Raw genomic sequence first — 25392 nt, 5'->3', positions numbered from 1 at the left:
CTCTTTGCAACTTCCCGTATAGAATCGGTCCAATTTGCTAGAGTATAGAATGTATAGGCTGGCCATGAATGAAAAATCAAGCAGCCAGCCTTCTGCTTTCAAGTACCCGGGGCGGGAGTTGAACCCGCACAGATATTACTATCCACAGGATTTTAAGTCCTGCGTGTCTACCAATTCCACCACCCGGGCATTTTAAAATGCTGGTTTTGTTTCAAACAACGAGGCCCAGGCGATTACCCCCGGACAAGCTTTTTCTTAAAAAACAAAAGTGCGAGTTGGTCTCACACTTTTGGATTTCCATTACCTTGGTGGTTATGGACTTTTTCAATGAGCGGGAAACGAGACTCGAACTCGCGACCCCGACCTTGGCAAGGTCGTGCTCTACCAACTGAGCTACTCCCGCATTTTGGTGAATAAGGAGTGCAAATTTAAGTCTGATTCCTAAATTTCCAAATCCATAACCTCCTTTTACAAATCGAAGAATCATATCATTTACACTTGGCTTTTGAAATTGAATGGTTCATGCTTTCTTTAAGTCATTAATATACTGTGAACATGAGGAATGTTGCTACTAGCATCCGCGTAGGCCGAAAGGAAGATTTGCCCCGCGTTTTTGAATTGGTGAAGGAATTGGCCGAATTTGAACGCGCGCCGAATGAAGTAATCAATACTGTTGAATTGATGGAACAAGATGGATTTGGGCCCAATCCGATTTATGGATTTTTTGTAGCAGAGAACGAGAACGGAATAGTAGGATTGTCATTGTATTACTGGCGATATTCGACATGGAAAGGCAAACGTCTGTACCTGGAGGATATCATCGTTACCGAAAAAGAACGCGGGAAAAACATCGGAAAACTTTTATTTGAACGAACAATGCAACATGCACTCGATGAAAATTGCTCTGGCATGATGTGGCAGGTACTCGATTGGAATGAGCCTGCAATCAATTTTTATAAAAAATACGGCGCGACAATACAAAGCGAATGGATGAATTGCATGTTAGAAAATTTTCAAATAAAAGCTTTCTTTAGCAAGTAAAAATAAGGCCAGTTTTTTACGCTGGCCCTATCCATTTATAAACCTAGAATATTAAATAGGCTATACATCTACATCCAATATTGCCCATACTGGTATATAGTGACCGCCTTTAAGTACCACGATATCATCTGCATAGTCGACGACGTCAGACTCGGTCTCCAACATTTCACCGTTTGGCAGTTTCATACACAGGCTAATTGGAATGTGTTCACAGTTGCTAAGGATCATGGCGCGTTCAAGTTTTTGTTTGCGAGATTCTTTCTCTTCATTACTGGAGAGCACATCTTGCGAACCAAAATAAAACATTCTTATATCCGATGGATTAATATGTCGGGTGTTTTTCATGGCATAAAAATTAATAAGTGAATAAAAGGAATGCATGCACCGCGCGAATGCGCGGATGCAATCTGAAAGTCTGATGGAGGAAATCTAATTCCTGAGAACCCGATAGAGCAGGTAGTACTTCACAGTCTTGGCCGAGAAGTACGGGAGCGTTTTTAATACACCCTGTGACGCATGGGCCTTAGCCAGGGTTAAGTTTACAATAACATAGAAAACATGTGCTGAAGATTTTTTCCAGATAAAATCCTCATCCATGATCACTGCCTGACTGACTATTTCAGTCGTAATTTTTACTTCAGGATGGTTGGAGAAAACAGAGCGGTGTTTGGGGGCAAATAAACTAACACCCAAAAGAAAAACAGATAAAACAAATATGGTCAGTTTAACTCTCATCCTCGGCGCATCTGTGGTGAGGGAAGTTACAAATTTAATTTATTGTATTTCTGATCTTCTACAACAATTTCAAATCTCCTCTAACAAAGTCATAAAGGCGACGTGTTTATCCTTGAATCGAAGCCGTAGTTTTTCTTGTAATGCCGGCGCAAATTTTTCAAAATATAAATTTACCTGGTCGAAGTTATGCGCGAAGTATTGTATACTGTATGAAATACTGCCCTCATCCTGGTCGTGCAGAACCTTATACATTTTAAAATCAAAAAACAGATTTGTATCCATCACCTGAGGAATGTGCTCGTGCTTCATCCAATAAAGCCACTCATCTTCAACTTCTTTATCAATGCCGACGGTTATGTTGTACAAAAGCATACCCAAAGGTATCTGGCATTTCCAGAAATTCAATGCAAAATAATAAGACTCTTATAGCAAACTTAGGACAGCAAAAAAATGGAAAATGCTTCCACCCAAAACAAACAGATGCCAAATACTATGAAAAAAGGGATTCTTATCCTTGATAAAGAAAAAGGCACCGAGGGTGTAAAATCCGCCTCCTATTAGGAGAAATGAAAATCCATAAGGTGACATATAATGGTAAACAGGGCTTATGAAGAAGACGACAATCCAGCCCATTGTGATGTAAAGAAAAGTGGAGATACGTTCGCCTTTGCCAGTATTGAATGCCTTATAAATTATCCCCGTTATCGCGCAAAACCAAACGATACCAAAAAGTGTCCAGCCCAACCATCCCTTCAATACCGTCAGACAAAAGGGTGTGTAGGTCCCCGCGATCAAAAGAAAAATAGACATATGGTCGAACTTTCGAAAAAGGTGCTTTGCTTTCGCGTGTGTGAGGCTATGGTAAAGCGTAGACATGGTATACAGGATTACCAACGTGGCGCCAAAAATAGCGAAGCTTACGACGTGCCATGCAGTTCCTTGCAATGCGGAAAATACTACTAACAAAACTAGCGCCGAGATGGCGAGCAACGCTCCAATTCCGTGCGTTATTGCATTTGAAATTTCTTCGCGTTTGGAGAAAACAGATGATCCCATGAATTCAAAAATTAGATCAAATATCAAAAAATTTTCCCTGGATTGTTTACCGATTATCGCTTGCCGTCCGAGGGTTTAATCCAACGGTTGTTTTATGCGCCGGATGCATAATCTTGAAGGTAACTAAAATGGTTCGTTAACTTCCCGTTAAACGTAATGGTCGCTCTTTCAATCACACCCTCGGAATCTTCAAGTAACAACGGTTTCAAAATACGATCAATCAGATCGCGTCCAAACTCTTCCGAAGAACTGCGGGGCAACTCACATGGTAAATTATCGACGGCCATTACCGAAACAAAAGCAGGGTTACTAAATGGGGGATGAATCGAATTGGTAGATGCATCAAAGTCGTAGATAGGATCTGGAATTGTACTGGCACGTTGGGTGCTGGGAATTGATCCATTAATATCGCACGTGATATCTGCAATAATCCTGATTTTAAAGTCAGTTGAGAGCATATCTTCCCTTGTAAAAAGCACGGGAGCCTTTGGGTTCCAGAAAGCACCTGCCAGCAAAATATCAGTTACTTTTGTGAAATCGGAAAAATGAGATGAATAACGGTCGGGGTGGTGGTGGAATTCTTCACGATTAAAATGGCCGCCTTCTTTGCGCGTATGATAGTCTCCACTACTTAGCTGAAGGTAAACGGGCTCATCGAATTTTTTATAAAGGAAATCATGAATGTTTACTTTTCGGATGCGGGCACTATCTAATGTTTCCATCGCTCCTTTTCCCACCCGGCCAGCACCAGTGAGCAGGATCTTGACTGGCGGAAGGTTGACTTTCCCCAGCTCCAGCTTGAGATCATTTACATCGAAACATTCAAAGGCCCGACGCAGTTCGAACTTCTTATACCGGCGGCCATAGGTCCAAAGTCCATTATAGGCGCCTACAATTCCTGCATATCTCCCAAAGGCAACAAGACGGTTACCCTGTTTATCTTTTAGCGCTTCATAGTCGATCAATCTGATTTTTTTCTCCAGGGCGACTTGTAACAATTTTCGATTATAAGGTTGCTTCTTTAGTGTATGTGAAAAAAAAAGATATGTTCTTCCAGCGACAATCCAATTGATGGGCACTTCTTTAATTCCCATCAGGATATCGCAGTCTTGAACGTTGTCAGTTACTTCAATGTCTAATTCTTTATACTCTTCATCTTTGAAGCAACGAATCGGACTGCTTTCACAACGCACTTTTACATGGGGAAATCGTTGTTGAATTTCTTCCACCTGCAAAGGCGTGAATGCGACTCGTTTGTCTGGAGGAATTTTACCTTCGCGAATGAGTCCGATTTTGACGGGGTTCATGGAGAATGGGCTAAGCGTGCAAAGGTAGGCGTTCAAAACGCAGGCTACAAGCGTTACGAAAAGTGTTGGTTTAACGCGTGTAGCCTGTTTGTTCTATGACCGCTCAAGCAGTCCGCCAAGCAATGAACTTGATTCTTTTCCTGCATTGCGCCCGTATGGAGCCAGGGCCTGAACCAGTTTGCGAATAGGCATCGACTGGAGCCAAACCTTTCCTGTACCTCTCAGCGTGGCTAAGAAAATACCTTCGCCACCAAATACCATCGAGCGGAGTCCCCCGGCGCTTTGAACGTCAAAATCTATTTGTGACTCAAAGGCCACAACGCACCCGGTATCTACACGTAACGTTTCATTGTTCAGCGTTCGTTCAATGACCGTACCACCAGCATGAACAAAAGCTTTTCCGTCGCCTTCAAGTTTCTGCAAAATGAATCCCTCACCACCAACCAAGCCAGATCCTAATCTTTTATTGAACGTGATAGAAACTTTCGTTCCGAAGGCCGCACAAAGGAATCCATCCTTTTGAACGATGAGTTGATTGGACGGACATTGTAAAAGATCGATAGGAATTACTGTTCCGGGATAAGGCGCTGAAAACCCAACTTTTGCCCGGCGATTACCATGGTTTGTGAAATGGGTCATAAAAATGGACTCTCCTGTCAGAACCCGTGATCCGACGGCAAGGAGTTTGTCAAAAAGCCCTTGATTGGGATTTGATCCGTCACCCATTTTTGCTTCGAACTGGATTCCATCTTCCATAAAAAGCATGGCACCAGCTTCCGCTATTACCGTTTCGCGTGGATCTAGTTCCACTTCAACTATTTGAATACTTTCACCTTTAATCTGATAATCAATTTCGTGTGATCTACCCATGGTATTAATTTTTTAATTTATGTACTTAAATACGGGATATTGAACCGGCTTGTTGTTAACCCCCTGCTTTTCCAGGTAAGAATCAAAAAAATTCCATGTCACCAAGCCATCATCGGATTGCGGTTCTAACAAATAGAAAATAAGGTTTGCCAGTGGCTGCGCCAAGTCAACGACGTAATCGCCTTTCTTGAACTTGGTATTCGACTTAAGGAAATGTCCATGGGCGGTAGCCATAGCGTGACCTTCAAATTTCTTTTCACCCTTATCAAGTTTTTCGATTGTAAAAAATTCTCCCGAAAATGACTTCGCTTTAGAGAGCACGTCTATCTTAATCCCGTGTCGTTGCAAGAGATCAGCGATGTTCGCAAATTCCGCAGGGATGATATATCCCCGCGGCAAGGTTGCTTCTACCGTGGGCCGAAAGCTTGCGTGATAATTAATGTTGTCATAAGCAACCATTTTTCCGGTTCTTATGAGCTGTGAAGTGCCATCCGGTTTTGTTGTTGAAATATAATCATACGTTATAAATTGATTAAGTTTCTCTCCCTCAACCATTTTAAACCTCACTCCCTTTTTCGCTTTTCCTGTGCTCTTGATCACAAGTTGAATTGCGTCGTCCTCAGCTTTTTTGTTAACAGCTTCAATTTCCCTCGTGTGAACATTCGTGTAGTTAAGTATTTCCAACACAAATTGATAGGTAGAATTGATCCGTTGATAAAAACGTTCGTGTGAAAATGCCTCGCTGAGTATAGCCATACGGTTGCGAAGTCCAAATTGATTTACAAGGTACCTGGGGTGATGATTATAGGTATAGAAATTTTTCAATGGCCATCCTTCCTCCAAATGATATTCACCATAGGGCCCAAAGTTCAATCCATGCTTGTCTTTAATGGTAGTGGTGATAGACTTTAACATCTGCCGGGTGTATTCATAGGTACCATGTTCCCCTGCTGAATGATAACTGGGTGCCCAGGTTAGCGGATAAGCATGCCAAGTGCCGTTTGTAGTATGAAGATCTACAAAAAGCTGAGGATCCCATCTTGAAATAATATTCATGATGAGCCCTTGCGTCTCCAGCGCCTCCAATTTCATTCCATCGCGGTTCAGGTCGAGACCTTTGCTATTCTCACGAAGCCCCACTTCAATAGGGCTGTCTTCCTGAGAAGGCCTTCTCCCTTTTTCCATTTTATCATTGCTATCGGTATTATATATTGGGGCGAAAAGCAAAATTTGATTCTCGATAAGATTTTTCTTGTCACCCAATAAAATTTCGCGCATCAACATCAGTAACGCTTCTTTGCCTTCAACTTCGCCAGCGTGAATATTTCCCTGGACATAGATGACCGGTTTACCTGAAGCTCTTGCTTCTTCTTCATTTGCAACGGCTGGACTAGCTAAGACAGCGACAGGTATTTCTTTTCCTTCCAGGCTTTTGCCCATGGAAATGATACGAATGTTTGCACTTTTAGATTTTAAATGATCGAGAAAGTGAATAACATCAGCATAGGTAGACGTTCTTACAAAATCTGATTTCTCCGGGGTGATTGTTAGTGATTCCGGCCACGTGGTTTGAGCCGCTGCAACTTGTGCAGCTAAGACAAATGAAATAAAAAATGCCTTGAAGAATATTGTCATGGAACAGCGTGCTAGAAACAAAACTGTTCTGAAAAGGTAGGATTATTTTTTCTTCTTTTTTCCCTTCTTTAGTTCTTCATAGTCATCCCGCTCTGCAAGTTTTTTATCATCCACGTTTTTATCGAGGAAGTCGTTTAGTTTTTCGATATTCATATTGGCTTTGATTTCGCCAAATTGATCAATAACAATATCAAGCCCCTGAAGGTCCTTGTGTACCTTGGGCTTAGGTTTAGACGATTTTTTTCCAGCTTTTGCCATAATCTAAGTTACGCAACTTTTACGTTTAAAGTTTTAAGCGCGTACTCAATTCTTTTCATGACTTCATCCTTCCCGATAATTTCCATGACCATCATTAAATCGGGACCTGCTCCGGCTCCCGTAATGGATAGGCGTAAAGCTTGAAGAATTTTTCCGGTGCCAATACCCAGTTCCGATGTTACTTTTTCCAATGTTGCTTTCGCTGTTGGCGCATCGAACGTAGCAAGTGTAGGCAATTCAATCTTATATGCATTTAACACCTTAACAGCATCATCATTCCAGCGCTTACTCGCCACATTTTCGTCAAACGTGGTCGGGGCATGGAAGAAAAACTTACCGTGTTCCCACAAATCTTTAGGAAACGTTATACGTTCTCTCATGATGGAAGCAATCTTAGCAGCCTTTTCTTTGGTGCACGAAATATTTTCCTTTGACAAAGAATCGAGTAAGTATTCTGCGAGCGCTTCATCAGACTTAGCGCGCAGATATTGTTGATTAAACCATTGCGCTTTGTGGATATCAAACTTTGTTCCGGCCTTTCCGATGCGCTCTACAGAAAACGCATTTATCAACTCATCGAGAGAAAATATTTCTTGCTGTGTTCCAGGATTCCATCCGAGAAAGGCCAAAAAATTGATCAATGCTTCTGGCAAATAACCTGCTTCCCTAAATCCGATTGCCTTTTCTTTTGTGTTTGGATCTATCCAGTCGATTGGAAAAATCGGGAACCCCATTTGATCCGCATCACGTTTGCTCAACTTGCCATCACCTGTTGGTTTAAGCAACAATGGTAAATGGGCAAATTGAGGCATTTCTTTTTCCCATCCCAAATATTTATACAACAACACATGAAGCGGTGCAGAGGGCAACCATTCTTCTCCACGGATAACATGAGAAATTTTCATCAGATAATCATCAACAACATTCGCTAAGTGATATGTGGGCATGCCATCACTTTTCATCAGGACTTTATCATCAATTTGAGAAGAATGTACCATTACCCATCCGCGAATCATGTCATTCAATCTTACCTCCTCTTTACGAGGTACCTTTAATCGAACAACGTAAGGAGTTTTTGCTTCCAGTAATTGTTTTACTTCCTCTTCCAGAAGTGTAAGAGAATTACGCATTTGCATGCGCGTAATGCTATTGTATTGTGGCAATGCCACTCCTGCAGTTTTTAAGCGCTCGCGCATTACTTCCAACTCATCTTCGGTGTCAAACGCATAATAGGCATTTCCACTATCAATAAGTTGTTGAGCATATTGCATGTAGATCGGCTTGCGTTCTGATTGGCGGTAAGGTGCATAAGGCCCGCCAACTCCAACTCCCTCATCTATTTTGATCCCAACCCATGCAAGAGATTGAAGTATGTATTCTTCAGCACCTGGCACATAGCGGTTTTGATCCGTATCTTCAATACGCAAAATCATGGTGCCTTTAAGCTGGCGGGCCAGCAAGAAATTATACAATGCCGTCCTGACTCCTCCAATGTGCAATGCGCCAGTAGGGCTGGGCGCAAATCGTACGCGAACTTCTCTCATCCTTTAATCTTTAGGACTGCAAATGTAAAGTGATTTTGCGACTTGGGACAGTCTTTTGTTGACCGATTGTACCTTAGGTAAAATGATACTGGTTAAAATCCTATTTTTGAAGGGATAACAGTCTGGCATGCCGGTTTTGTTATTCGAATGAAATCTTTCTTAAATGATGACAGAAACTAACTACGATTTAATAATCGTTGGCGCGGGACCCATCGGCCTGGCGTGCGGAATTGAGGCAAAAAAAATAGGATTGAAATACCTGATTATTGAAAAGGGCTGCCTTGTAAATTCTTTGTATCATTATCCACTTAACATGACTTTTTTTTCAACTTCCGAGCGGTTGGAGATTGGCGAAGTACCCTTCATTTCACATGGGTCCAAACCAAATCGGGCGGAATCCCTGGAATATTACCGCCGGGTATGCTCTTCATGGAATTTACATTTGAAGTTATACGAAAAAGTCAACACCATCGTCTCCGAAAACGGATACCATCATGTTATTACTTCAAAGGCAAAATATCGATCGAAAGCTGTGATACTTTCCTTGGGCTTTTATGATCTGCCGTATTTATTGAATGTACCGGGGGAAGATCTGCCCAAGGTTAAACATTATTATGACGAGCCCCATCCGTACTTCGGGCAAAATATTATTGTGGTCGGCGCAGCAAATTCGGCGGTCGATGTAGCACTAGAGACATATCGGAAAGGAGCTAAAGTTACTATGGTTATTCGGGAACCTACTATTCTAGATAGCGTGAAATATTGGGTTAAGCCCGATATTGAAAATCGAATAAAAGAAGCATCTATCAAAGCGTATTTCAATTCGGAAATTGTTGAGATCAAAACTGATACTGTTATTGTTAAAACTCCTGCTGGCGTAATAGAATTGGAAAATGATTTTGTCCTCGCGATGACCGGCTACCAGCCCCCGTTCGATTTTATGAAAGCTTGTGGAATTAAATTTCACGATGATCCATTTCACACCCCGGTGTATGATGAGAAAACTATGGAAACTAACGTCAAAAATCTTTACTTGGCTGGGGTAGTATGTGGGGGACTAAAAACAAATAAGTGGTTTATTGAAAATTCGAGGGTCCATGCCGAGATGATCATAGCTCACTTGAAAAATAGCGATTTATTTAAAAGCGCGTAGGATGGTTTCAACGGAGTGAATATACGATCCTCCGAAAAGATTAACGTGTACAAGTAAGGGGTACAAGTTATATAGGTCGGCTCTTTTTTGATAGCCGGATTGAAGTGGAAATGTCTCATCATAGCTCCCGTAAAATTCTTCATCGAATCCACCAAAAAGTTTTGTCATCGCCAGATCTGATTCCCTGTTTCCGTAGTAAACTGCAGGATCAATAAGGCATGGTTCACCCTTATCGTCAGTGATTAGATTTCCACTCCATAAATCTCCATGCAGCAGGCATGGTTTCTCTTGAGGAAGAAGTGATGGCAGTTTAAGGTAAAGGGATTGAAATTTTTGGATCCAGTCAGGAGACACGCGACCATTATCAATGGCAAATTTCAACTGGATATTTAACCTCTGGTTAATGAAAAAATCGATCCAGCTTGAATGGAACTGATTGAATTGTTGGAGTGATCCAATGTAGTTGTTATGGTCAAGACCAAAGGACGGTGCTGTACATCTATGAAGGGCCGCCAACCGTTGTCCAAGGTGCTGACTGTAATTTTTTATCTGCGTTTTTTGCTCAATGAACTCAAGCAAAAGGAATTGATGAGGACTCCTAGTACCATTCCCGATTACGTCGGGTATTTTGATCGCTTGTTGTTTACGCAGCAATTTTAAACCCCTACTTTCCGCTTCAAACATGCCTGGAAATTTCTTGTCGTTGTTCCACTTCAAGAAAAATTTACCCAGCGATGTTTTGAGCTGCCCACCTTCGTTGATACAGCCGCCACTGATGAAAGAAAAATCCAGAAAGGAAGAAACAGGAATCTTTAAGAGTTCCCCTACACCTTCAAGAACATTGACTGGTACGCGGGAAATCATAAGTTTTCATTAATCTTTCCTGTTAAAAGACGGTGTAATTTTTATTCCTCCAAAAATATTTCGAGGTGCTGCCGTGTTATAGTATCTACCACCTATAGCATTCAAGTCGTTGCCAAGACTGTAACGTTTATCGAGTGCATTGTCAATCCCTGCAAATACTTCAAAGCCGAGATTTTTTCCAAACACAGTTTTGTACCCAATTCTTCCGCTCAATAAAAAATAGTCGGAAGCATATTGTGTGTTAGCATCATTGAGAGGCAGCGCCTCCGTATAATTGGCAGTGATATTTGCATAGAACTTCTTAAATGAGATATCTGCACCCCAGAGTACGATCGTGGGGGCAACGCCTGTTAATCTCTTTCCAGAAAAATTGTTTCCATCGTTCTCATAATCTTTAAAACGATAATGATTGTAGGTGTAACTAGACCATAGGGAAAAAGACGAAATGACCTCTGAACTTAAATCGGGTGACCACGATAGCGATGCTTCCAGGCCACGTTGCGCAGTTTTGCCAGCATTAACAAAAAATTCCGCACCGTCTGCGGTACGTTGGATTACGATGGTCTCATCAAGTCTGAAATCATAGACGGCAATGTCAAATTGTAATTGTCGTTGGAGTAGGTTTCCACGTAAACCAGCTTCAAAATTCAGACCCCGTTCGGATTTTAGATCATTATTATAGGATCCGGCAGAAGGTCTTACTTCCGCTAAAGACGGGGGAGAAAACCCTTGGCTTACGCTTGCATAGACTGAAAATCGGTTGAACTTTTTCAACAGTGCCAGGCGGGGAGAAAGTACCGGATCAAAATTTCTTTTTTGGTTTATGGTAGGCGCTGGATATAATGTTGTGAAGTTGTATTTCAGAAAATTTGCGCTTGCCCCAACAGTTATAAAAAAGTTATTGGTCAAATCCAACTCGGCTTGAACAAAGAATAAAAGGACACTTGATTTTAATTTATCGTCCGTCTGCACGGTATCTATAACCCCATAGCTGTTGCCGTAAACGGTAATTGGTGAATTAAAATATTGATATTCTCCTCCGAAAGTGAATTTTCCTTTCACCGTTTTTTCAAAGACATATTGTGTCTGAGTCCGAAGTCCGAAATTTTGTTCATCTCTGCTCTCGTAATTTCTAATGGTTGGGTTTTCAAAGGAAGTTAAAGAGCCATAGATTCCAGTTTGAGTTGACCAGGCATCGTTCCATTGATAATCGTCTATGAATCCAATGTATCCTGTTTTGTTTGTAACAGTAGCCTGTTGTTCTACAGCTCCCCTGGTAACGGGTGATGCCGGTCGTGCTTGCCTGGGATTGGCATCATACTGCGCCTTATTCAATCCGCCAGGCGTTTCATAAAACAGATTGGTATAAAATAAAGTCGCAGCAAGTGTGTGCTGATTAGACAACCTGAAAGTCAGATCGCCGGAGATGCCGTCTCTACGCATTGCGGTCTGCTCCCGATAACCATCTGACTGCTGGTGTGCATAATGAAATCTGATATCTGTTTTTTTGGAATGCGTCTCGCCCGACAAATGGTAGCGCTGTAGTCCATAGCTTCCGAAGACGCTGGAAAACTGAAGCTGATTTGTTTTTAATGTGGGGCTTTGTAAAAGCACAACGCCTCCGGTACCTGCACCATACAGGCTGCCCCCCGGGCCTTTTATGATTTCCATATTTCCAACAGAACTGAAATCAAGTAGATTCAGGTATGTATTTCCACCACCATCTGTAAAAGGTAAACCATTCCAGTAAACTTTTACATTTCGGACACCAAACGGAGAACGCAATAGGCTTCCGCGAATTGAAAAGCGATAACTGCCTGGCGAACGTTCCTCCATCCTTACACCAGGAATGGTATTTACGGCTGGCAGAAAAGAGGTATTATTAAACCGTTCAAAATCTTTTTGGTTAACCACAGCTACTGCGGCGGGTACCTCATCGGCAGGCCGGTTGTAAGCATAGCCCTTGATTACAATTTCATTAAGGATTCGCGTGGTATCTTGGTCATTTTGTGCCAAGGCGCTACCAACCAATAGTGAAAACAGGAAAAACGAGCTCCAAATCTTATGCATAGGTTACAAACAGAGCTGCATAAGTAGGAAAATAAATTCATAATTGGCAGGCGATTGTTACCAGAAGGTTGGAAATTTATGTGAATTAGTGCGTTCCGAAACAAATTTCTCAAGGATTACACGATAAGTTTCGCCATCTTGCGCGATCGAACTAAACTTTGCCATTTCCGGTTTAGAAGATGTGAGCAACAAATTGGCTCTCAAATCATTAAAATAAATTACAATCATGGGAAGACCTCCAGTATTACCGAAGAAGAAGAAAGATGGATTTTATCTCGAATTGCGCAATAAAGGCGCAAAATCTGGCATAATTGTCATCCGCGACACAAGAGAAGCGATGATGCAAGCAGCCAGACAGTACGAAAACACCAAGGATGTAATCATTTTGGGTGAGCACAAAAACGGTAAGAAAGTAGAAGAAGCTCGCAGCAAAAAGGCTGTCGCTTAAATTTTTCTTTCAAAGTCCTGCAATAGATTTTCCACCGACTTAGAATTCTCAAAAAAAGAAAGTGTTTTCAACAGAACCCGGTCCACCAGCGTATCGGGACAGGAAGCACCACTGGTTAATACTATCCGTACAGGATCCTTTTCAGGAATGAAATTTTCCGTTATTACTTTCTTTTTTTCATGGAAGTTAAAGTGGTGAATTTCATTCCTTGATTTTATTTCCTGATCTGAATTGATAAAATAAGTTGGAAATTTTCGTTCGCACAGTTCAACAATATGCGAAGTATTAGAACTGTTGTAACCTCCAACCACTAACGCAAAGTCTGCATCAGTTTTCAGTAGCTCGTACGTTGCGTCCTGATTATCATTAGTGGCGTAGCATAAAGTATCACGTGTATCGGCGAAATGATAGGCGATATTCTGCAGGCCATATTTTTGAACCATCACCGCACGTAAGTAGTCGGCTATCGCCTGCGTTTCTGTCGCCAGCATGGTAGTTTGATTTACTACACCAATACGCTGTAAATCTTTTTCTGGATTAAAGCCTTCTGTGTACTTCCCGGCGAACTCAAACAGAAAATCCTGGCTGTTCTTACTTCCCCTGATAAAATCTCCCAGCGAAATTGCATCTGACATATCACGGAGAACCAGTGATGGTCCACGCCGCGCACTATGTGAGAACGTAGCGCGGGTTTCTTCATGTTTTGGTTTGCCATGTATGATAATTGAATAATGATCGAGGCTGAGCTTTTCAGAACGATTCCAGACTTTCTCAACAAATGGACAGGTAGTATTGTACTTTTGCACTTCAAGCCCTTTGTCTAATAAAAGATTTTCAATTTCAACTGTGGTTCCAAATGCTGGAATTATTACAACATCGTCGGGTTTTAAATCTGACCATGGAATAAACTGGCGACCGTCTGTATCCATAATGAATTTAATGCCTCGACTTTGCAGGTCGTTGTTTACCTCCTGGTTGTGGATCATTTGGCTTAAGAGAAAAACTCGCCTATGCAGATTTTCTTCAATCGCTCTGTAGCTAATCTCAATAGCATTCTCAACGCCGTAGCAAAAGCCGAAATGTCGCGCGATATAAAATTGAACCGGTCCAAAATCCAAAAGTGTCGGAGAAAAATCCTGTTTACGCAAGTCTTTTAATCTGCGCAATTCTTTGATCTTACCCGTGATTGGCGATCGGTAGTAGGCTGGAATTTCAAACTTTTTAATAACAGTATTTTATCAGGCTAGGTGTAAAGTTAGCCATATGTGGAAGGATGAAAAACGTTATCCAATAAAGTTATTTGTTTTAATGGATAACGTTTCTTTTTAATCTATGCAGCCTTTGAGAGCTCGTCTTCCTTAATCTTGTTAGTTCTGATTTCCTTGGTTTCAAGGTCGAACCATTTTACTTCTACAAAATTGTTTTTAATGTACTTCAAAACCTCCATCACTTTTCCGTCGATCTTGTGGCGAACACGTTCGCCCTTTCTAAAGAGTCTCCTCATAATTTTAATCGGGTGTTTTTACATTCTAAAGGCATAGTTAAATTCTCTTGGGAAATCTTCATAGGTACCTGAGAGAATTACCATTTCACCTGTTTTCTTTTTCTTTAAAAGGTCATTTGCTTCTTTAACTGACTTCACCGGTACATCATTTATTTTAGTTATAATGAAACCCTCTCGGATGTCTGTGTATTTGGATAATCGTCCATTACCCAGGTCTTTAACACGAACACCGTTCTCAAGTTCTAGTTTTTTCAGCACTTTTCCATCTACTTCTTCTAATTCAAGTCCAAGGCTGGCAAAAGCATCGCGTTCTTCCGGCTTAATGGTACCTGTTTTGCCGTCTCTTCCTTTAAGTTCAACAGGAATAACAACCTCTTTGCCTTTCCGGTTTACAAGGATATTTACTTTATCACCAGGTCGATGACGTCCGATGTATTCGATAAGTCCTGAGCTGGTTCTAATTGGAGTGTCGTCAATCTTGACAACAACATCACCTTCTTTTATTCCTGCTTCCTTAGCAGAACTTTTATCTGCAAATCCGGAGATATAGGCACCTTCATTCACTTCCAGGTCGTATTCTTTGGCAAGTTGGCTGTTTACATTGCCAATCGTTACGCCCAACCAACCTCGTTGTACTACCCCAAATTTCACAAGATCATCAACCACTTTACTTACTATATTTGATGGTACTGCAAAACCATAGCCTGAATACGCGCCAGTCGGACTTGCTATAGCAGTGTTAATTCCAAGCAAGCCACCATTAAGTTCTACCAGCGCTCCACCACTGTTACCAGGATTGATGGCGGCGTCAGTTTGAATAAAACTTTCGATCGCTGTACTTCCTTGTTCCGAATTACGGTTCAGAATATTTATGTTGCGCCCTTTCGCGCTGATGATACCGGCGGTCACAGTAGAATTCAGATTGAAAGGATTACCCACGGCGAGCACCCATTCCCCAATCTTTGCTTTATCTGAATCAACAAAAGAAAGATATGGAAGTCCTTTTTGATTTATTTTTAAGACCGCGATATCTGTATCTGGATCGATACCAATTACCTCGGCTTTGTAATTTCTGTTGTCGTACAAGGTGACCTCTACCACATCTGCATCTTGAACCACGTGGTTATTGGTTACAATGTACCCATCGGCGTTAATGATCACGCCTGATCCTGATGCCTGACTCGGCCCCTGAGGTCCGCGTGGACCAAAAAATTCACGGAAAGGATCAATGTACTGCGTCTCGTCAGATCTCCGGCCCGCCTCTTGTGTTGATCGAATATGTACAACGGCCGGCATCACTTTTTCAGCAGCTGTTGTGAAATCAAGGGGCACAACTTCTCCATTCGAATCTAGTTTGTATGCCACCTTTGACGTCGGCACCCCCGAGAGGTATTCAATCTTAGTTTGTTTATCATCGTCCTTATCTATCCATTTAAAAGTTGCAACGGTACTAACGCTTCCCAGCACCGCAGCCAAAAACAGTGTTCCGAATCTTTTCATAGTTATCAAATTTAATATCACAATTTTTTCAAAAAGCAAAAACCTTGCAGATCAATGTTGCCAGGAAATTTTGTCAGCATAGTATAATTTCCAGCCTACACCTTCTCAACAGTAAGTACGAAATCTTTCGGATTTAGGTTCAATAATTCGACCCAGAGTTTCGACTGGACGTTCCGTACACAATCGGCTGCTTAGGTATATTCAAATTTTCTTCAAACTTCGATTTTGTTTGGTCGCCCAGGTTTGCATTTCGTCACCCTTAGTTCGGTATTTATTGCTCAAATCGGACTTTTTTTAACACATCATGCATCCATAGGGTAAACTTGTACAACAAAAGTGCCGTAACGAGAATAATGGAAAACCTTTATTCGGCTAATCCAAAGATGGAAAATAAAGAGAATGAATCTGCTAAGCGTATGCTGAAGAGGTTGCGAATTTTATTAATTATCCTGCTGATATCTTTCCTTGCAACAATTGTCTGGTTTTCCATCTCACCTAATTTGTAAAACGTAAACATTCCATTTTTTAAAATACTTTTGCCTTGCTGAATTTAATCTACATGCAGGGAAAAATAATTCTAAAGAAAGGCAAAGAATACTCGATCGAACGTTTTCACCCATGGATTTTTTCAGGAGCGATTCAAGAAACGGTGGGCGATTTAACCGATGGCTGTTGGGTTGAGGTGCTGAGCCATCGGAACAAACACTTGGGTGCGGGTCATTATCAGAAAGGAAGTATTACTGTACGCATGCTTTCATTTGATGGTATACCGTCTTCAGATTTTTGGACAAAAAAAATTCATCGGGCATTACAGCTTAGGAAAAGCGCCGGCATTCCTTCGGACTCCACAAATGCCTTTAGACTTATTCATGGAGAAGGAGATGGATTGCCAGGCTTGATAATAGATGTATACAACGGAATAGCTGTAGTGCAGGCACATTCAGTAGGCATGCATATCGATCGCAATAATATTGTAGAAGGTCTCAAACAAAATTTCCAGGAAAATTTAAAAGCAGTCTATTATAAAAGTCAAACTACGTTACCAGGAAAAGACCGTGAAAATTTTTCCGATGAATATTTATTAGGTATGAGTGGCGTGCCTCATCTGATCCATGAAAACGGTAATCGGTTTCTGGTCGATTGGGAGGAGGGACAGAAAACAGGTTTTTTTCTTGACCAAAGAGATAACAGAAAACTACTAAGCACCTACTCAACCGGAAAGCGCGTGCTTAATACATTTTGTTATTCCGGAGGATTTTCAATTTATGCGTTAGTAGCACAAGCCGAACTCGTCCATTCTGTAGATGCATCGGAAAAAGCGATCAGTCTAACGCGAAAAAATATTGAGCTGAATGGATTTAATGCAGTCGCCAATGCATGTTTTGCCGAAGACGTTTTTGACTTCATGAAAGACAAACAAAACATGTATGATGTAATTGTACTGGATCCCCCCGCCTTTGCCAAACACCGTGATGCACGTCATCAAGCCGTTAAAGGCTATCAACGATTAAACGTAGAGGCAATGAAAATCATCAGGGCCGGCGGAATAATTTTTACCTTTTCGTGCTCACAAGTGGTTGATAAAAAGCTTTTTTATGATACCATTGTGTCGGCGGCAATACAAGCCGGACGACAGATTAAAGTTTTGCATCAACTCTCACAGGCGCCCGACCACCCTGTTTCCATTTTTCATCCGGAGGGAGAGTATTTAAAAGGATTGGTTCTGTACGTTGAGTAATTAAGCGTACTTAGCTGCTTCGTTTTTTTGTGTCTTAAAATATTTTCAGCCGGCAGATTGCATTTGCGTGGATGATGGAAGACAAACAACGTTGGAGTAAATGACTGCAATGTAGTTCGCAAGTAAAAAATTATCCTAACAAGCAGGAGAAAACACTAATTGAGGTATGGTTATCGGTTAGTGATGCCACTCTGATGTCGTTCGGTGTGAAATCATTTCCCAGTTTTTCTTTCGAAGTGCAAAAACACGAACGTACCTCAGGCTGTATTTCGTTGTCCCATCCTTTGCCGGTTCAAGGCGACCTACGGTTAATTTACCGGTCACGATAGCAATACCTTTATGCAACTCCACGATGGTAGAATCATGCAGCCGGGATGCAAAGCCTTTGCTTTTTTGTATGTTTTCAAGCCAGCTTTTTTTTGAATCAATGAGCCCGGTGCCATGCGTAAACACAAAATCTTCCCCATAGTGTTGATTTAAGAATTTTAGGTCTTTCGCCACTACCGCTTTATCGATTTTTCGATTTAAATCATCAATGTATTTAATAAGTATGGAATCCTGAACCGCCGGTTGGGCCTTCCCCACAAAATGAAATTGCAGAAGAATTAAAACCAGAAATGTAACAGACGCTTTTGTTTTCATAGGGATTTTGTTTCGCTTGTCAAAATTAAAAATATAATTTCCTTTTGCGTGAAACATTGGATTCTTTTCTAATTGTGCGATACTTTGCAGCATGAGTAAACCCGATAAAAAACTTTTTCTTTTGGATGCCTATGCGTTGATCTATCGGGCGCATTTTGCATTCACTAAAACTCCCCGTATTAACTCCAAAGGCGTAAATGTTTCTGTACCCTTCGGATTTACCAACACTTTGCTTGAAGTTTTACAAAAACAAAAACCCACGCACATTGGAATAGCGTTCGATACCGCAGCGAAAACTTTCCGCGATGAAATATTTAAAGAGTATAAAGCTACCCGACAGGAGGTTCCGGAAGATATTCGTTTTGGCATCCCGAAGGTGAAAGAGATCATCCGCGGATTCAATATACCAATTCTTGAAATGGATGGCTATGAAGCCGATGACATTATCGGGACTATGGCGATGCAAGCTTGTACCCAGGGTTTTGAAGTTTTCATGATGACGCCGGATAAGGACTTTGGTCAACTTGTTAATGAGTGTGTGTTCCTGTACAAACCAGCGTACATGGGAAATGCCGTGGATGTTCTGGGTGTCAAAGAGGTTTGTGAGAAATGGGACATCCAAAATGTATCTCAGGTAATAGACATGCTTGGCTTACAGGGCGACTCTTCAGATAACATTCCGGGTATTCCAGGCTTCGGCCCAAAAACGGCAGCGACATTATTAAAGCAATATGGTACCGTCGAAAACATTGTTGCCAATGCCTCGGAATTAAAAGGAAAACAAAAGGACTTGGTTCTTCAATATGGAGAACAAGCAATTCTGTCTAAGAAGCTGGCAACCATTATCACCGACGTGCCGGTGGCTTTTGATGAGGACGCCCTGCGATACACCGGGCCCGATGTTGAAAAACTAAAACCTATATTCACAGACCTGGAGTTTAAGTCAATTATGGCTCGCGCCTTTGGTGAACCTAGTGCGGAAGCGGTGCGACCTTTGCCACGGGGTGGGCAATTGTCAATGTTCGAGCAAGAAGCCACAGCGCGTATCCCAGACGTTGGAGAAAAACAAAACTTCACTTCTAAATCCCTTCAATATCAGTTGATAGAAAATATTAATCAGCTAAACGAGCTGACTGTAAAGCTGAAAGAACAGAAAATGATTGCTATCGATTCTGTGACTGATGATGGTGTTAACTTTGATTTCGAGCTAAAAGGGGTCGCAATATCTTATCGCGCAAGTGAAGCCTATTATATTCCCACGGAGTCGACGGAAAAGGCAGCAGAAGTTGTGAAAGTATTGCTGCCTGTTTTTGGGGATAACAAGATTATGAAGGTGGGTCATAATCTCAAAGCAACACTTCTGAACCTAAAAAAGCATCAGGCAGACATATCCGGGCCGTTGTTTGACGTGATGATTGCGCATTATCTAATTGAACCCGAAGCTTCACATGATTTGGCAATTCTGTGCGCTCAGTATTTGAATTATGATTTGCTTCCGCCGCAGGAGACTAATTTAAAAGATAAGCTTTGTGAAAGGGCTGACCTCCTGATACAACTTCGGAGCAAATTATATGATGAGCTTGAACACCGAAGACATGTTAAGCTAATGATGGATACTGAAATGCCTTTAAGTAGGGTGCTGGCCGCGATGGAGTTTGAAGGCGTGACCATAGACGTATCTGCTCTTGCTAAAATGTCGGAAGAGTTGCGCCTGGAAAGCGAACGCGTACAGCGCGACATTTTCCAGATGGCGGGAACAGAGTTCAACATCGGATCACCCAAGCAACTTGGAGATGTGATCTTTGATAAAATGAAGTTGTTGGAGAAACCCAAAAAAACGAAGTCAGGTCAGTATGCAACCGGCGAAGATGTTTTAGTGGCGCTCGCTCCTAAGCATGAAATTGCCCGCAAAATCCTGGACTTCCGCGAGTATGAAAAACTGCGCTCGACTTACGTGGATGCATTGCCGAGAATGATCAGCAAAACAGACGGACGTGTGCACACAGACTATCGGCAGGCATGGGCTGTGACTGGAAGGTTGAGCTCCAACAACCCCAATTTGCAGAACATACCCATCCGAACAGAAAAAGGAAGGTCCATCCGCAAGGCATTTATCGCGCGCAACGATGACTTTCTTTTTATGTCGGCTGACTATTCACAAATTGAGTTGCGCATAGCCGCCTCGTTCGCTAAGGATGCTACAATGATTGAAGCCTTTAGAAACAAACGTGATATCCATACAACAACCGCAGCAAAGGTTTTTAAGGTTGACCTCGCGAGTGTTACACCGGATATGCGGCGGAAAGCAAAAGAAGTGAACTTTGGAATTCTTTACGGTAGCACTGCTTTTGGTTTGTCGCAAAACCTTGGTATCTCGAGAAGCGAAGCACAAGAAATCATTCAGGCCTATTTTACAGAATTTGCAGCCATCAAACGCTACATGGATGATTCTATTAATAATGCCCGCGAAAAAGAATACGTGGAAACCCTGTTAGGCAGAAGGCGATATCTGCGCGACATCAATTCCCGAAATGTGACAACGCGTGGCTTTGCAGAAAGGAATGCCATCAACGCCCCTATTCAGGGAAGCGCCGCAGACATTATAAAAATCGCAATGGTCAATATTCACCGATGGCTCGAAAAGGAAAAACTTCGATCAAAGATGACCATGCAGGTTCATGACGAACTGGTATTCGACGTCCATAAGGATGAAGTTGATGTTGTCAAGGAGAATGTTGTCAACCTCATGAAATATGCTGTTCATCTAGAGGTTCCAATGGAGGTTGAGGTGGGTGTAGGATTCAACTGGCTGGAAGCGCATTGATATTGAGCAGCTTTACTATAGTAAAGAGAATTCTCACCGAAAAGAAGAGTTAAGAACTTAGTTTATTGCATCTTCAAAGTGAATGATCTCGGGAGGTGAGCCCAGCTTAATTGAGATCACGTCAAATCTCACATGACCCAACCAGTTGGTTGCAAAGATGTATTCTTCAGCAGCGTCATAAATTCGTCTTGCTTTAAACTCATCCACAAATTCTTCAGGCTCACCATAAGTTGACGAAGAGCGGGTTTTTACTTCAACAAAAATTGTCCAATCATCTCGTTTTATGATGAGATCGATTTCTGCTTTACCGTATCGGTAGTTGCGTGAAATAATTTCCCAGCCTTTGTTTTTTAAGAATTCGGCGGCCAGATTTTCGCCTTCCCGGCCTATTTCAATTTTATCGCTCACAATTATGTTCTACATTTGAATTCCCAATTTACAATTATGTCGACAACCAAAAAATCGATAGAGGGTTTCACCCGTCAGCTAGGTGATGCTTTAAAGATCGGACGAACGCTTGATCTTGACCGTCCAGGAAGTGATATCCGAAATATTGTCATTGCAGGAATGGGAGTTTCTGGGATTAGCGCTAACCTGATTGAGTCGCTCACCTTTGGGAGAATACCTATTCCGATTACAGTATGCAAAAGTTATAACATTCCTCAGTTTGTAAGTCCACATACGTTGTTTATCGCATGCTCTTATACCGGCACAACGGAGGAGACGGTGGCCGCCTTGCATAAGGCATTGCTCAAACGTGCACAGGTTATTGCTGTTGCATCAGCCGGTAAGCTACTGGATATTTGTAAAGAATATAACCTCTTTTATATTCAACTACCATCGTTACCCGATTGCCCGCGCGCGTTGCTTCCCTATCATATGAATGCACTGCTGTACATTCTTTATCACACCAATTTAATTGGCGCAGCATTCATCAAGGAAACTGAAAATGCAATTGAGTTCTTAGACAGCGGAGAAAAAGGAATTCAATCAGAGGCGGAATTAATTGCAAAAAAATTGAAGGGAAAGCTTCCTGTGATTTATTGTGATAACCGACTGCACGCGATGGCCCTACGTTTTCAACAACAGATAAATGAAAACGCAAAACAGATGGCGCACATCAATACATTTCCTGAAATGAACCATAATGAGTTGGCAGGCTGGCGTTTTCCAGAAGCCATAATGCCATTATTGCAGCCCGTATATTTATATTCAGATCACGATCATGAACGTGTCGAAAAGCGCATGGAGATCTGCCGCGATATCTTTGAGAAAAAATCAAATCCTATCGTTGATATCATCGGTGAGGGCGCATCCCTCCTTGAACAGTATTATTACTTGATTCACTTAACCGACTGGATTTCTTTATACCTGGCAAAAGAAAATGGAATTGATCCGGATGCAACCGATCCCATCACTATGGTTAAACAGGAGCTGGAAAAATTTCGATAACTTAAGCCGTCACCGGATCGAACTTCAACACCACCCCCATGGCTTTATCCAGAAGAGATTTCATAAAACACGTTTCATCAGCATCCCTGGTGATGTTGGGTGGAAATGTAATTAATCTTACCCCGGCAGACGCTGCCGAACTTAGGAAAAACTCTTTGCTTCGTTTTGTGGTGGCGTCGGATGGCCACTATGGTCAAGCGGGAACGGAATCTGATTCCTTTTATCAAACGTTGATAAAACACGTTACCGATTTTCATGCAAACAACACCCTTGATTTTTGCGTCATCAATGGTGACGTAATACACGATGGAAAGGAATTGCTGACCCCAGCCAAACAGCACCTGGATAAACTGCCTGTAAAATATTATGTAACTAAAGGCAATCACGATATTGTAAGTGACCAGTATTGGAATGAGGTGTGGGGAATGCCGGTCAATCATGATGTTCAATTAAAAAAAAATACCCTGCTGCTTGCTACCACCTCTAACGAAAAAGGTGAATATTTAAGTCCTGACCTCGAATGGATGAAAGAAAAACTGGACGCGAACAAAAAGCAAGACAATGTTTTTATTTTCATTCACATCCCACAAGCCAAATGGACAAAAAATGGAATTGAAACACCGGCTTTCTTTGAGCTTTTACAAAAGTATACCAATGTTCGAGGTGTGTTTCACGGACATGAACACGACCAGGATGGCGTAAAAATGGTAAAGAATATTCCATTCATGTTTGACGCTCACTTCGGAGGAAGTTGGGGAACGAGTTACAGGGGTTTTCGTGTTGTAGAATTGGTTAAGGAAAAATCATTCTTAACCTACATTATGAATCCAATCGAAAAAATTAATCAAGCTGCATTCTGAATTGAATTCTGTTATTAACAAGAACATTACTGTAACGGACCTGGGTTCGATAGATTTTAAAGAAGCCTGGGATTACCAGACTGCCTTATTTGAAAAAGTCCTCGCGGTTAAAACAGAAAACCGCTTACTTCCTCAATCTAATCAACAGATCACCGAAAATTTTCTTTTGTTTTGTCAGCATCCCCATGTTTATACACTTGGGAAAAGTGGTAAGGAAAACAACCTGCTAATTGATCAAGAAAGACTTTCGCTTGTCAATGCCGCTTATTATCGTATCAATCGGGGTGGTGATATTACATATCATGGCCCAGGACAAATCGTCGGATATCTGATTATAGATCTAGAAAATTTCTTCACGGACATTCATAAGTACATGCGATTTTTAGAGGAAGCTGTAATTAAGACGCTGAAAGAATTTAAATTGGAAGCGGGAAGAATTCCGGGCCTCACGGGAGTATGGATCGACATCGACAATAACCCCAGAAAAATCTGCGCATTTGGAGTTAAGACCAGTCGCTGGGTAACGATGCATGGCCTGGCGCTGAACGTGAACCCTGACCTGAAGTACTTCAATAACATTGTGCCGTGTGGTATCCAGGATAAAGCAGTGACTTCTCTGGAAATGGAATTGGGTCATGGTGTAAAAATTGAAGAGGTTCAGGAAATATTGCAGGATAAAATTATTAGCCTTTTTGAAATGAATTTGAAAGTCAGACATGATTCGAGATATTAAAATACCAGAAGTAAAAAATGTTACGCTTGCCGTAGCGCGAAAACAAACTCCAGGTGAAACGTCAGAATGGAAAGTTTACTTGATTAATAATAACGATGTTGCAATTGAAAATACTTTGGTGGCCAGCAAAGGCTATGGTGAAAAAGACGGAGAACCCCAGCAGACTTCAATTTTAAGGCATTACCTCGAAACCATTCCTCCAAAAAGCGCTATGCTTATTGAACCCATTGACCCGGGGGTGTTTCATCTTAACAATGAATATTGGGTAAGCTATTATATCGGCCCTCAGATTTTTGATAAGCGCTTTGTATTTGTTCCGGACTCCATCCGGGAAGAAAATATTTCGTTTATAAAAGAACTTGAAATGGAGGGAGTTTTACATTCTTGAATTTTGACCCATTGAACTATTTCTTACTTTAGCATCTAACCCGATGTGAAATGACCCAAGAACTTCGTGACATATTATTTCTCGATATCGAGACTGTTGCCAGCACTAAGGATTATGAAACTTTAGATGAACGCCTGAAAAAACAATGGGCGAGAAAGGCTCTTTTTTTTAAACGCGAACGTGAGCAAACCGATGAGGAGATCTACCACGAACGAGCAGGTATTTACGCGGAGTTTGGAAAAATTATCTGCATAGCTGTTGGAAAATTTATCGAAACGGAATCGGGTGAACTTGGGCTGAGAACAAAGGCGTATTACGGCGATGATGAAGCAGCACTTCTAGCGGAATTTAAAAGCATGATTGAGAAATTGGATCCAGCTTCACTGAAACTATGCGCACACAACGGCAGAGAATTTGACTACCCGTATTTGTGCCGGCGGCTTCTTGTAAACGGCATTCCATTGCCTGCAACGTTGAATATCATGTGCAAAAAGTCCTGGGAAGTTCAACACCTTGATACGTTAGACATGTGGAAATTTGGGGATTATAAACATTATACTTCGCTTGATCTGTTAGCTTCGATCTTTAACATACCTTCCAGTAAAGATGGAATAGACGGAAGCCAGGTAAATTCAGTGTATTACAAGGAAAAAAATTTGATCAAGATCAAAGACTACTGTGTTCGCGATGTAGTAGTGCTGGCGCGGCTATTCCTGAAGTTGAAATGCATCGATACACCAGCGTTGGTTGTGCACAACGCTGAATAAGAA

26 protein-coding genes and 2 tRNA genes are annotated in these 25392 nt (G+C 41.6%); 10 read left to right on the top strand and 18 right to left on the bottom strand.

Features of this window, described 5'->3' with window-relative positions; all coding sequences use genetic code 11:
• Positions 1–103: 103 nt before the first annotated feature.
• Together P2W71_RS05245 and P2W71_RS05240 are read right to left on the bottom strand one after the other, a co-directional pair.
• Positions 104–189, bottom strand: a tRNA-Leu gene (locus tag P2W71_RS05245).
• 141 nt (positions 190–330) lie between these two features.
• Positions 331–403, bottom strand: a tRNA-Gly gene (locus tag P2W71_RS05240).
• Between the two features lie 152 nt (positions 404–555).
• Here P2W71_RS05240 and P2W71_RS05235 point away from each other — a divergent pair.
• Positions 556–1041: a GNAT family N-acetyltransferase gene (locus tag P2W71_RS05235; RefSeq protein WP_276367987.1), complete on the top strand. Its 486-nt coding sequence runs from the start codon at positions 556–558 to the stop codon at positions 1039–1041.
• A gap of 60 nt (positions 1042–1101) precedes the next feature.
• Here the strand turns inward: P2W71_RS05235 and P2W71_RS05230 are convergent, their stop codons facing one another.
• The 9 genes from P2W71_RS05230 to gltX form a co-directional block, all read right to left on the bottom strand.
• Complete coding sequence (locus P2W71_RS05230) at positions 1102–1386, bottom strand: hypothetical protein (RefSeq protein WP_276367984.1); 285 nt, start codon at positions 1384–1386, stop codon at positions 1102–1104.
• A gap of 84 nt (positions 1387–1470) precedes the next feature.
• The gene (locus P2W71_RS05225; protein ID WP_276367982.1) at positions 1471–1776 is read right to left on the bottom strand and encodes a hypothetical protein; all 306 of its coding nucleotides are present in this window, start codon (positions 1774–1776) and stop codon (positions 1471–1473) included.
• Between the two features lie 69 nt (positions 1777–1845).
• On the bottom strand, positions 1846–2148 hold the full coding sequence (locus tag P2W71_RS05220; protein ID WP_276367980.1) for a DUF4286 family protein: 303 nt from the start codon (positions 2146–2148) through the stop codon (positions 1846–1848).
• 51 nt (positions 2149–2199) lie between these two features.
• Complete coding sequence (locus tag P2W71_RS05215; protein ID WP_276367979.1) at positions 2200–2832, bottom strand: hemolysin III family protein; 633 nt, start codon at positions 2830–2832, stop codon at positions 2200–2202.
• 92 nt (positions 2833–2924) lie between these two features.
• Positions 2925–4139 carry an NAD(P)-dependent oxidoreductase gene (locus P2W71_RS05210; protein WP_276367977.1) on the bottom strand — a complete coding sequence of 405 codons (1215 nt, stop codon included), beginning with the start codon at positions 4137–4139 and terminating at the stop codon, positions 2925–2927.
• Positions 4140–4232: 93 nt separating this feature from the next.
• Positions 4233–5009, bottom strand: coding sequence for a TIGR00266 family protein (locus P2W71_RS05205; protein WP_276367975.1), 777 nt, complete (start codon positions 5007–5009; stop codon positions 4233–4235).
• A 12-nt stretch (positions 5010–5021) separates the two neighbouring features.
• Positions 5022–6644 carry a M14 family metallopeptidase gene (locus P2W71_RS05200; protein ID WP_276367973.1) on the bottom strand — a complete coding sequence of 541 codons (1623 nt, stop codon included), beginning with the start codon at positions 6642–6644 and terminating at the stop codon, positions 5022–5024.
• A 42-nt stretch (positions 6645–6686) separates the two neighbouring features.
• Positions 6687–6902 carry a hypothetical protein gene (locus P2W71_RS05195; RefSeq protein ID WP_276367970.1) on the bottom strand — a complete coding sequence of 72 codons (216 nt, stop codon included), beginning with the start codon at positions 6900–6902 and terminating at the stop codon, positions 6687–6689.
• Between the two features lie 8 nt (positions 6903–6910).
• Positions 6911–8446, bottom strand: a complete 1536-nt coding sequence (gene gltX / locus P2W71_RS05190; protein ID WP_276367968.1) for a glutamate--tRNA ligase — start codon at positions 8444–8446, stop codon at positions 6911–6913.
• A gap of 166 nt (positions 8447–8612) precedes the next feature.
• Here gltX and P2W71_RS05185 point away from each other — a divergent pair, with 166 nt between their 5' ends.
• The gene (locus tag P2W71_RS05185) at positions 8613–9599 is read left to right on the top strand and encodes a YpdA family putative bacillithiol disulfide reductase (protein WP_276369053.1); all 987 of its coding nucleotides are present in this window, start codon (positions 8613–8615) and stop codon (positions 9597–9599) included.
• On the opposite strand, the gene P2W71_RS05180 is transcribed toward P2W71_RS05185, so the two are convergent.
• On the bottom strand, positions 9582–10463 hold the full coding sequence (locus P2W71_RS05180; protein ID WP_276367965.1) for a fructosamine kinase family protein: 882 nt from the start codon (positions 10461–10463) through the stop codon (positions 9582–9584). The genes P2W71_RS05185 and P2W71_RS05180 overlap by 18 nt on opposite strands.
• A gap of 9 nt (positions 10464–10472) precedes the next feature.
• Positions 10473–12533 carry a TonB-dependent receptor gene (locus P2W71_RS05175; RefSeq protein ID WP_276367962.1) on the bottom strand — a complete coding sequence of 687 codons (2061 nt, stop codon included), beginning with the start codon at positions 12531–12533 and terminating at the stop codon, positions 10473–10475.
• Positions 12534–12759: 226 nt separating this feature from the next.
• On the opposite strand from P2W71_RS05175, the gene P2W71_RS05170 reads away from it, so the two are divergent.
• Positions 12760–12981, top strand: coding sequence for a hypothetical protein (locus P2W71_RS05170; RefSeq protein WP_276367960.1), 222 nt, complete (start codon positions 12760–12762; stop codon positions 12979–12981).
• Here the strand turns inward: P2W71_RS05170 and P2W71_RS05165 are convergent.
• The 3 genes from P2W71_RS05165 to P2W71_RS05155 form a co-directional block, all read right to left on the bottom strand.
• On the bottom strand, positions 12978–14207 hold the full coding sequence (locus P2W71_RS05165) for a 4-hydroxy-3-methylbut-2-enyl diphosphate reductase (protein ID WP_276369051.1): 1230 nt from the start codon (positions 14205–14207) through the stop codon (positions 12978–12980). The two genes, P2W71_RS05170 and P2W71_RS05165, sit on opposite strands and share 4 nt — an antisense overlap.
• 104 nt (positions 14208–14311) lie before the next feature.
• Complete coding sequence (locus P2W71_RS05160; protein ID WP_276367957.1) at positions 14312–14485, bottom strand: hypothetical protein; 174 nt, start codon at positions 14483–14485, stop codon at positions 14312–14314.
• Positions 14486–14503: 18 nt separating this feature from the next.
• Positions 14504–15985 (bottom strand): Do family serine endopeptidase, encoded by a 1482-nt coding sequence (locus tag P2W71_RS05155; protein ID WP_276367955.1) that lies wholly within the window; start codon positions 15983–15985, stop codon positions 14504–14506.
• Positions 15986–16526: 541 nt separating this feature from the next.
• On the opposite strand from P2W71_RS05155, the gene P2W71_RS05150 reads away from it, so the two are divergent.
• Positions 16527–17723: a class I SAM-dependent rRNA methyltransferase gene (locus P2W71_RS05150; protein ID WP_346659942.1), complete on the top strand. Its 1197-nt coding sequence runs from the start codon at positions 16527–16529 to the stop codon at positions 17721–17723.
• A gap of 177 nt (positions 17724–17900) precedes the next feature.
• Here the strand turns inward: P2W71_RS05150 and P2W71_RS05145 are convergent, their stop codons facing one another.
• On the bottom strand, positions 17901–18365 hold the full coding sequence (locus P2W71_RS05145) for a nuclear transport factor 2 family protein (protein WP_276367952.1): 465 nt from the start codon (positions 18363–18365) through the stop codon (positions 17901–17903).
• Between the two features lie 91 nt (positions 18366–18456).
• On the opposite strand from P2W71_RS05145, the gene polA reads away from it, so the two are divergent.
• Positions 18457–21189: a DNA polymerase I gene (gene polA / locus P2W71_RS05140; protein WP_276367950.1), complete on the top strand. Its 2733-nt coding sequence runs from the start codon at positions 18457–18459 to the stop codon at positions 21187–21189.
• A gap of 57 nt (positions 21190–21246) precedes the next feature.
• Here polA and P2W71_RS05135 read toward each other — a convergent pair whose 3' ends face one another.
• Entirely contained in the window at positions 21247–21597 is a 351-nt protein-coding gene (locus tag P2W71_RS05135) for a YraN family protein (RefSeq protein ID WP_276367947.1), read from the bottom strand.
• Between the two features lie 36 nt (positions 21598–21633).
• Between P2W71_RS05135 and P2W71_RS05130 the strand changes: the two genes are divergently transcribed.
• Genes P2W71_RS05130 through P2W71_RS05110 form a run of 5 tightly spaced genes read left to right on the top strand, consistent with a single transcriptional unit; the run spans position 21634 to position 25389 of the window.
• Complete coding sequence (locus P2W71_RS05130) at positions 21634–22641, top strand: bifunctional phosphoglucose/phosphomannose isomerase (protein ID WP_276367944.1); 1008 nt, start codon at positions 21634–21636, stop codon at positions 22639–22641.
• A gap of 38 nt (positions 22642–22679) precedes the next feature.
• Positions 22680–23501, top strand: coding sequence for a metallophosphoesterase (locus P2W71_RS05125; protein ID WP_276367942.1), 822 nt, complete (start codon positions 22680–22682; stop codon positions 23499–23501).
• 1 nt (position 23502) lies between these two features.
• Positions 23503–24234: a lipoyl(octanoyl) transferase LipB gene (gene lipB, locus P2W71_RS05120; protein ID WP_276367939.1), complete on the top strand. Its 732-nt coding sequence runs from the start codon at positions 23503–23505 to the stop codon at positions 24232–24234.
• Positions 24218–24622 carry a hypothetical protein gene (locus tag P2W71_RS05115; protein WP_276367937.1) on the top strand — a complete coding sequence of 135 codons (405 nt, stop codon included), beginning with the start codon at positions 24218–24220 and terminating at the stop codon, positions 24620–24622. Before lipB ends, P2W71_RS05115 begins: the two co-directional genes overlap by 17 nt.
• A 50-nt stretch (positions 24623–24672) precedes the next feature.
• The gene (locus P2W71_RS05110; protein WP_276367934.1) at positions 24673–25389 is read left to right on the top strand and encodes a 3'-5' exonuclease; all 717 of its coding nucleotides are present in this window, start codon (positions 24673–24675) and stop codon (positions 25387–25389) included.
• Positions 25390–25392: the final 3 nt, after the last annotated feature.

Origin of the sequence: Chryseolinea sp. H1M3-3 (assembly GCF_029360725.1) — a bacterium.
GTDB lineage: Bacteria > Bacteroidota > Bacteroidia > Cytophagales > Cyclobacteriaceae > Chryseolinea.
The sequence above is the reverse complement of the archived record's forward strand: the minus strand, read 5'-3'. Positions and strand labels throughout refer to the sequence as shown.

Excerpts from the sequence above, each read along its gene's own strand:
- P2W71_RS05230 (WP_276367984.1), bottom strand. The coding sequence starts at position 1,386 with ATGAAAAACACCCGACATATTAATCCATCGGATATAAGAATGTTTTAT.
- P2W71_RS05210 (WP_276367977.1), bottom strand. The coding sequence starts at position 4,139 with ATGAACCCCGTCAAAATCGGACTCATTCGCGAAGGTAAAATTCCTCCA.
- P2W71_RS05200 (WP_276367973.1), bottom strand. The coding sequence starts at position 6,644 with ATGACAATATTCTTCAAGGCATTTTTTATTTCATTTGTCTTAGCTGCA.
- P2W71_RS05180 (WP_276367965.1), bottom strand. The coding sequence starts at position 10,463 with ATGATTTCCCGCGTACCAGTCAATGTTCTTGAAGGTGTAGGGGAACTC.
- P2W71_RS05170 (WP_276367960.1), top strand. The coding sequence starts at position 12,760 with ATGGGAAGACCTCCAGTATTACCGAAGAAGAAGAAAGATGGATTTTAT.
- P2W71_RS05155 (WP_276367955.1), bottom strand. The coding sequence starts at position 15,985 with ATGAAAAGATTCGGAACACTGTTTTTGGCTGCGGTGCTGGGAAGCGTT.
- P2W71_RS05130 (WP_276367944.1), top strand. The coding sequence starts at position 21,634 with ATGTCGACAACCAAAAAATCGATAGAGGGTTTCACCCGTCAGCTAGGT.
- P2W71_RS05125 (WP_276367942.1), top strand. The coding sequence starts at position 22,680 with ATGGCTTTATCCAGAAGAGATTTCATAAAACACGTTTCATCAGCATCC.
- P2W71_RS05225 (WP_276367982.1), bottom strand. The coding sequence starts at position 1,776 with ATGAGAGTTAAACTGACCATATTTGTTTTATCTGTTTTTCTTTTGGGT.
- P2W71_RS05235 (WP_276367987.1), top strand. The coding sequence starts at position 556 with ATGAGGAATGTTGCTACTAGCATCCGCGTAGGCCGAAAGGAAGATTTG.
- P2W71_RS05115 (WP_276367937.1), top strand. The coding sequence starts at position 24,218 with ATGATTCGAGATATTAAAATACCAGAAGTAAAAAATGTTACGCTTGCC.
- P2W71_RS05215 (WP_276367979.1), bottom strand. The coding sequence starts at position 2,832 with ATGGGATCATCTGTTTTCTCCAAACGCGAAGAAATTTCAAATGCAATA.
- P2W71_RS05220 (WP_276367980.1), bottom strand. The coding sequence starts at position 2,148 with ATGCTTTTGTACAACATAACCGTCGGCATTGATAAAGAAGTTGAAGAT.
- polA (WP_276367950.1), top strand. The coding sequence starts at position 18,457 with ATGAGTAAACCCGATAAAAAACTTTTTCTTTTGGATGCCTATGCGTTG.
- P2W71_RS05185 (WP_276369053.1), top strand. The coding sequence starts at position 8,613 with ATGACAGAAACTAACTACGATTTAATAATCGTTGGCGCGGGACCCATC.
- P2W71_RS05110 (WP_276367934.1), top strand. The coding sequence starts at position 24,673 with ATGACCCAAGAACTTCGTGACATATTATTTCTCGATATCGAGACTGTT.
- P2W71_RS05195 (WP_276367970.1), bottom strand. The coding sequence starts at position 6,902 with ATGGCAAAAGCTGGAAAAAAATCGTCTAAACCTAAGCCCAAGGTACAC.
- P2W71_RS05205 (WP_276367975.1), bottom strand. The coding sequence starts at position 5,009 with ATGGGTAGATCACACGAAATTGATTATCAGATTAAAGGTGAAAGTATT.
- P2W71_RS05145 (WP_276367952.1), bottom strand. The coding sequence starts at position 18,365 with ATGAAAACAAAAGCGTCTGTTACATTTCTGGTTTTAATTCTTCTGCAA.
- P2W71_RS05160 (WP_276367957.1), bottom strand. The coding sequence starts at position 14,485 with ATGAGGAGACTCTTTAGAAAGGGCGAACGTGTTCGCCACAAGATCGAC.
- gltX (WP_276367968.1), bottom strand. The coding sequence starts at position 8,446 with ATGAGAGAAGTTCGCGTACGATTTGCGCCCAGCCCTACTGGCGCATTG.
- P2W71_RS05175 (WP_276367962.1), bottom strand. The coding sequence starts at position 12,533 with ATGCATAAGATTTGGAGCTCGTTTTTCCTGTTTTCACTATTGGTTGGT.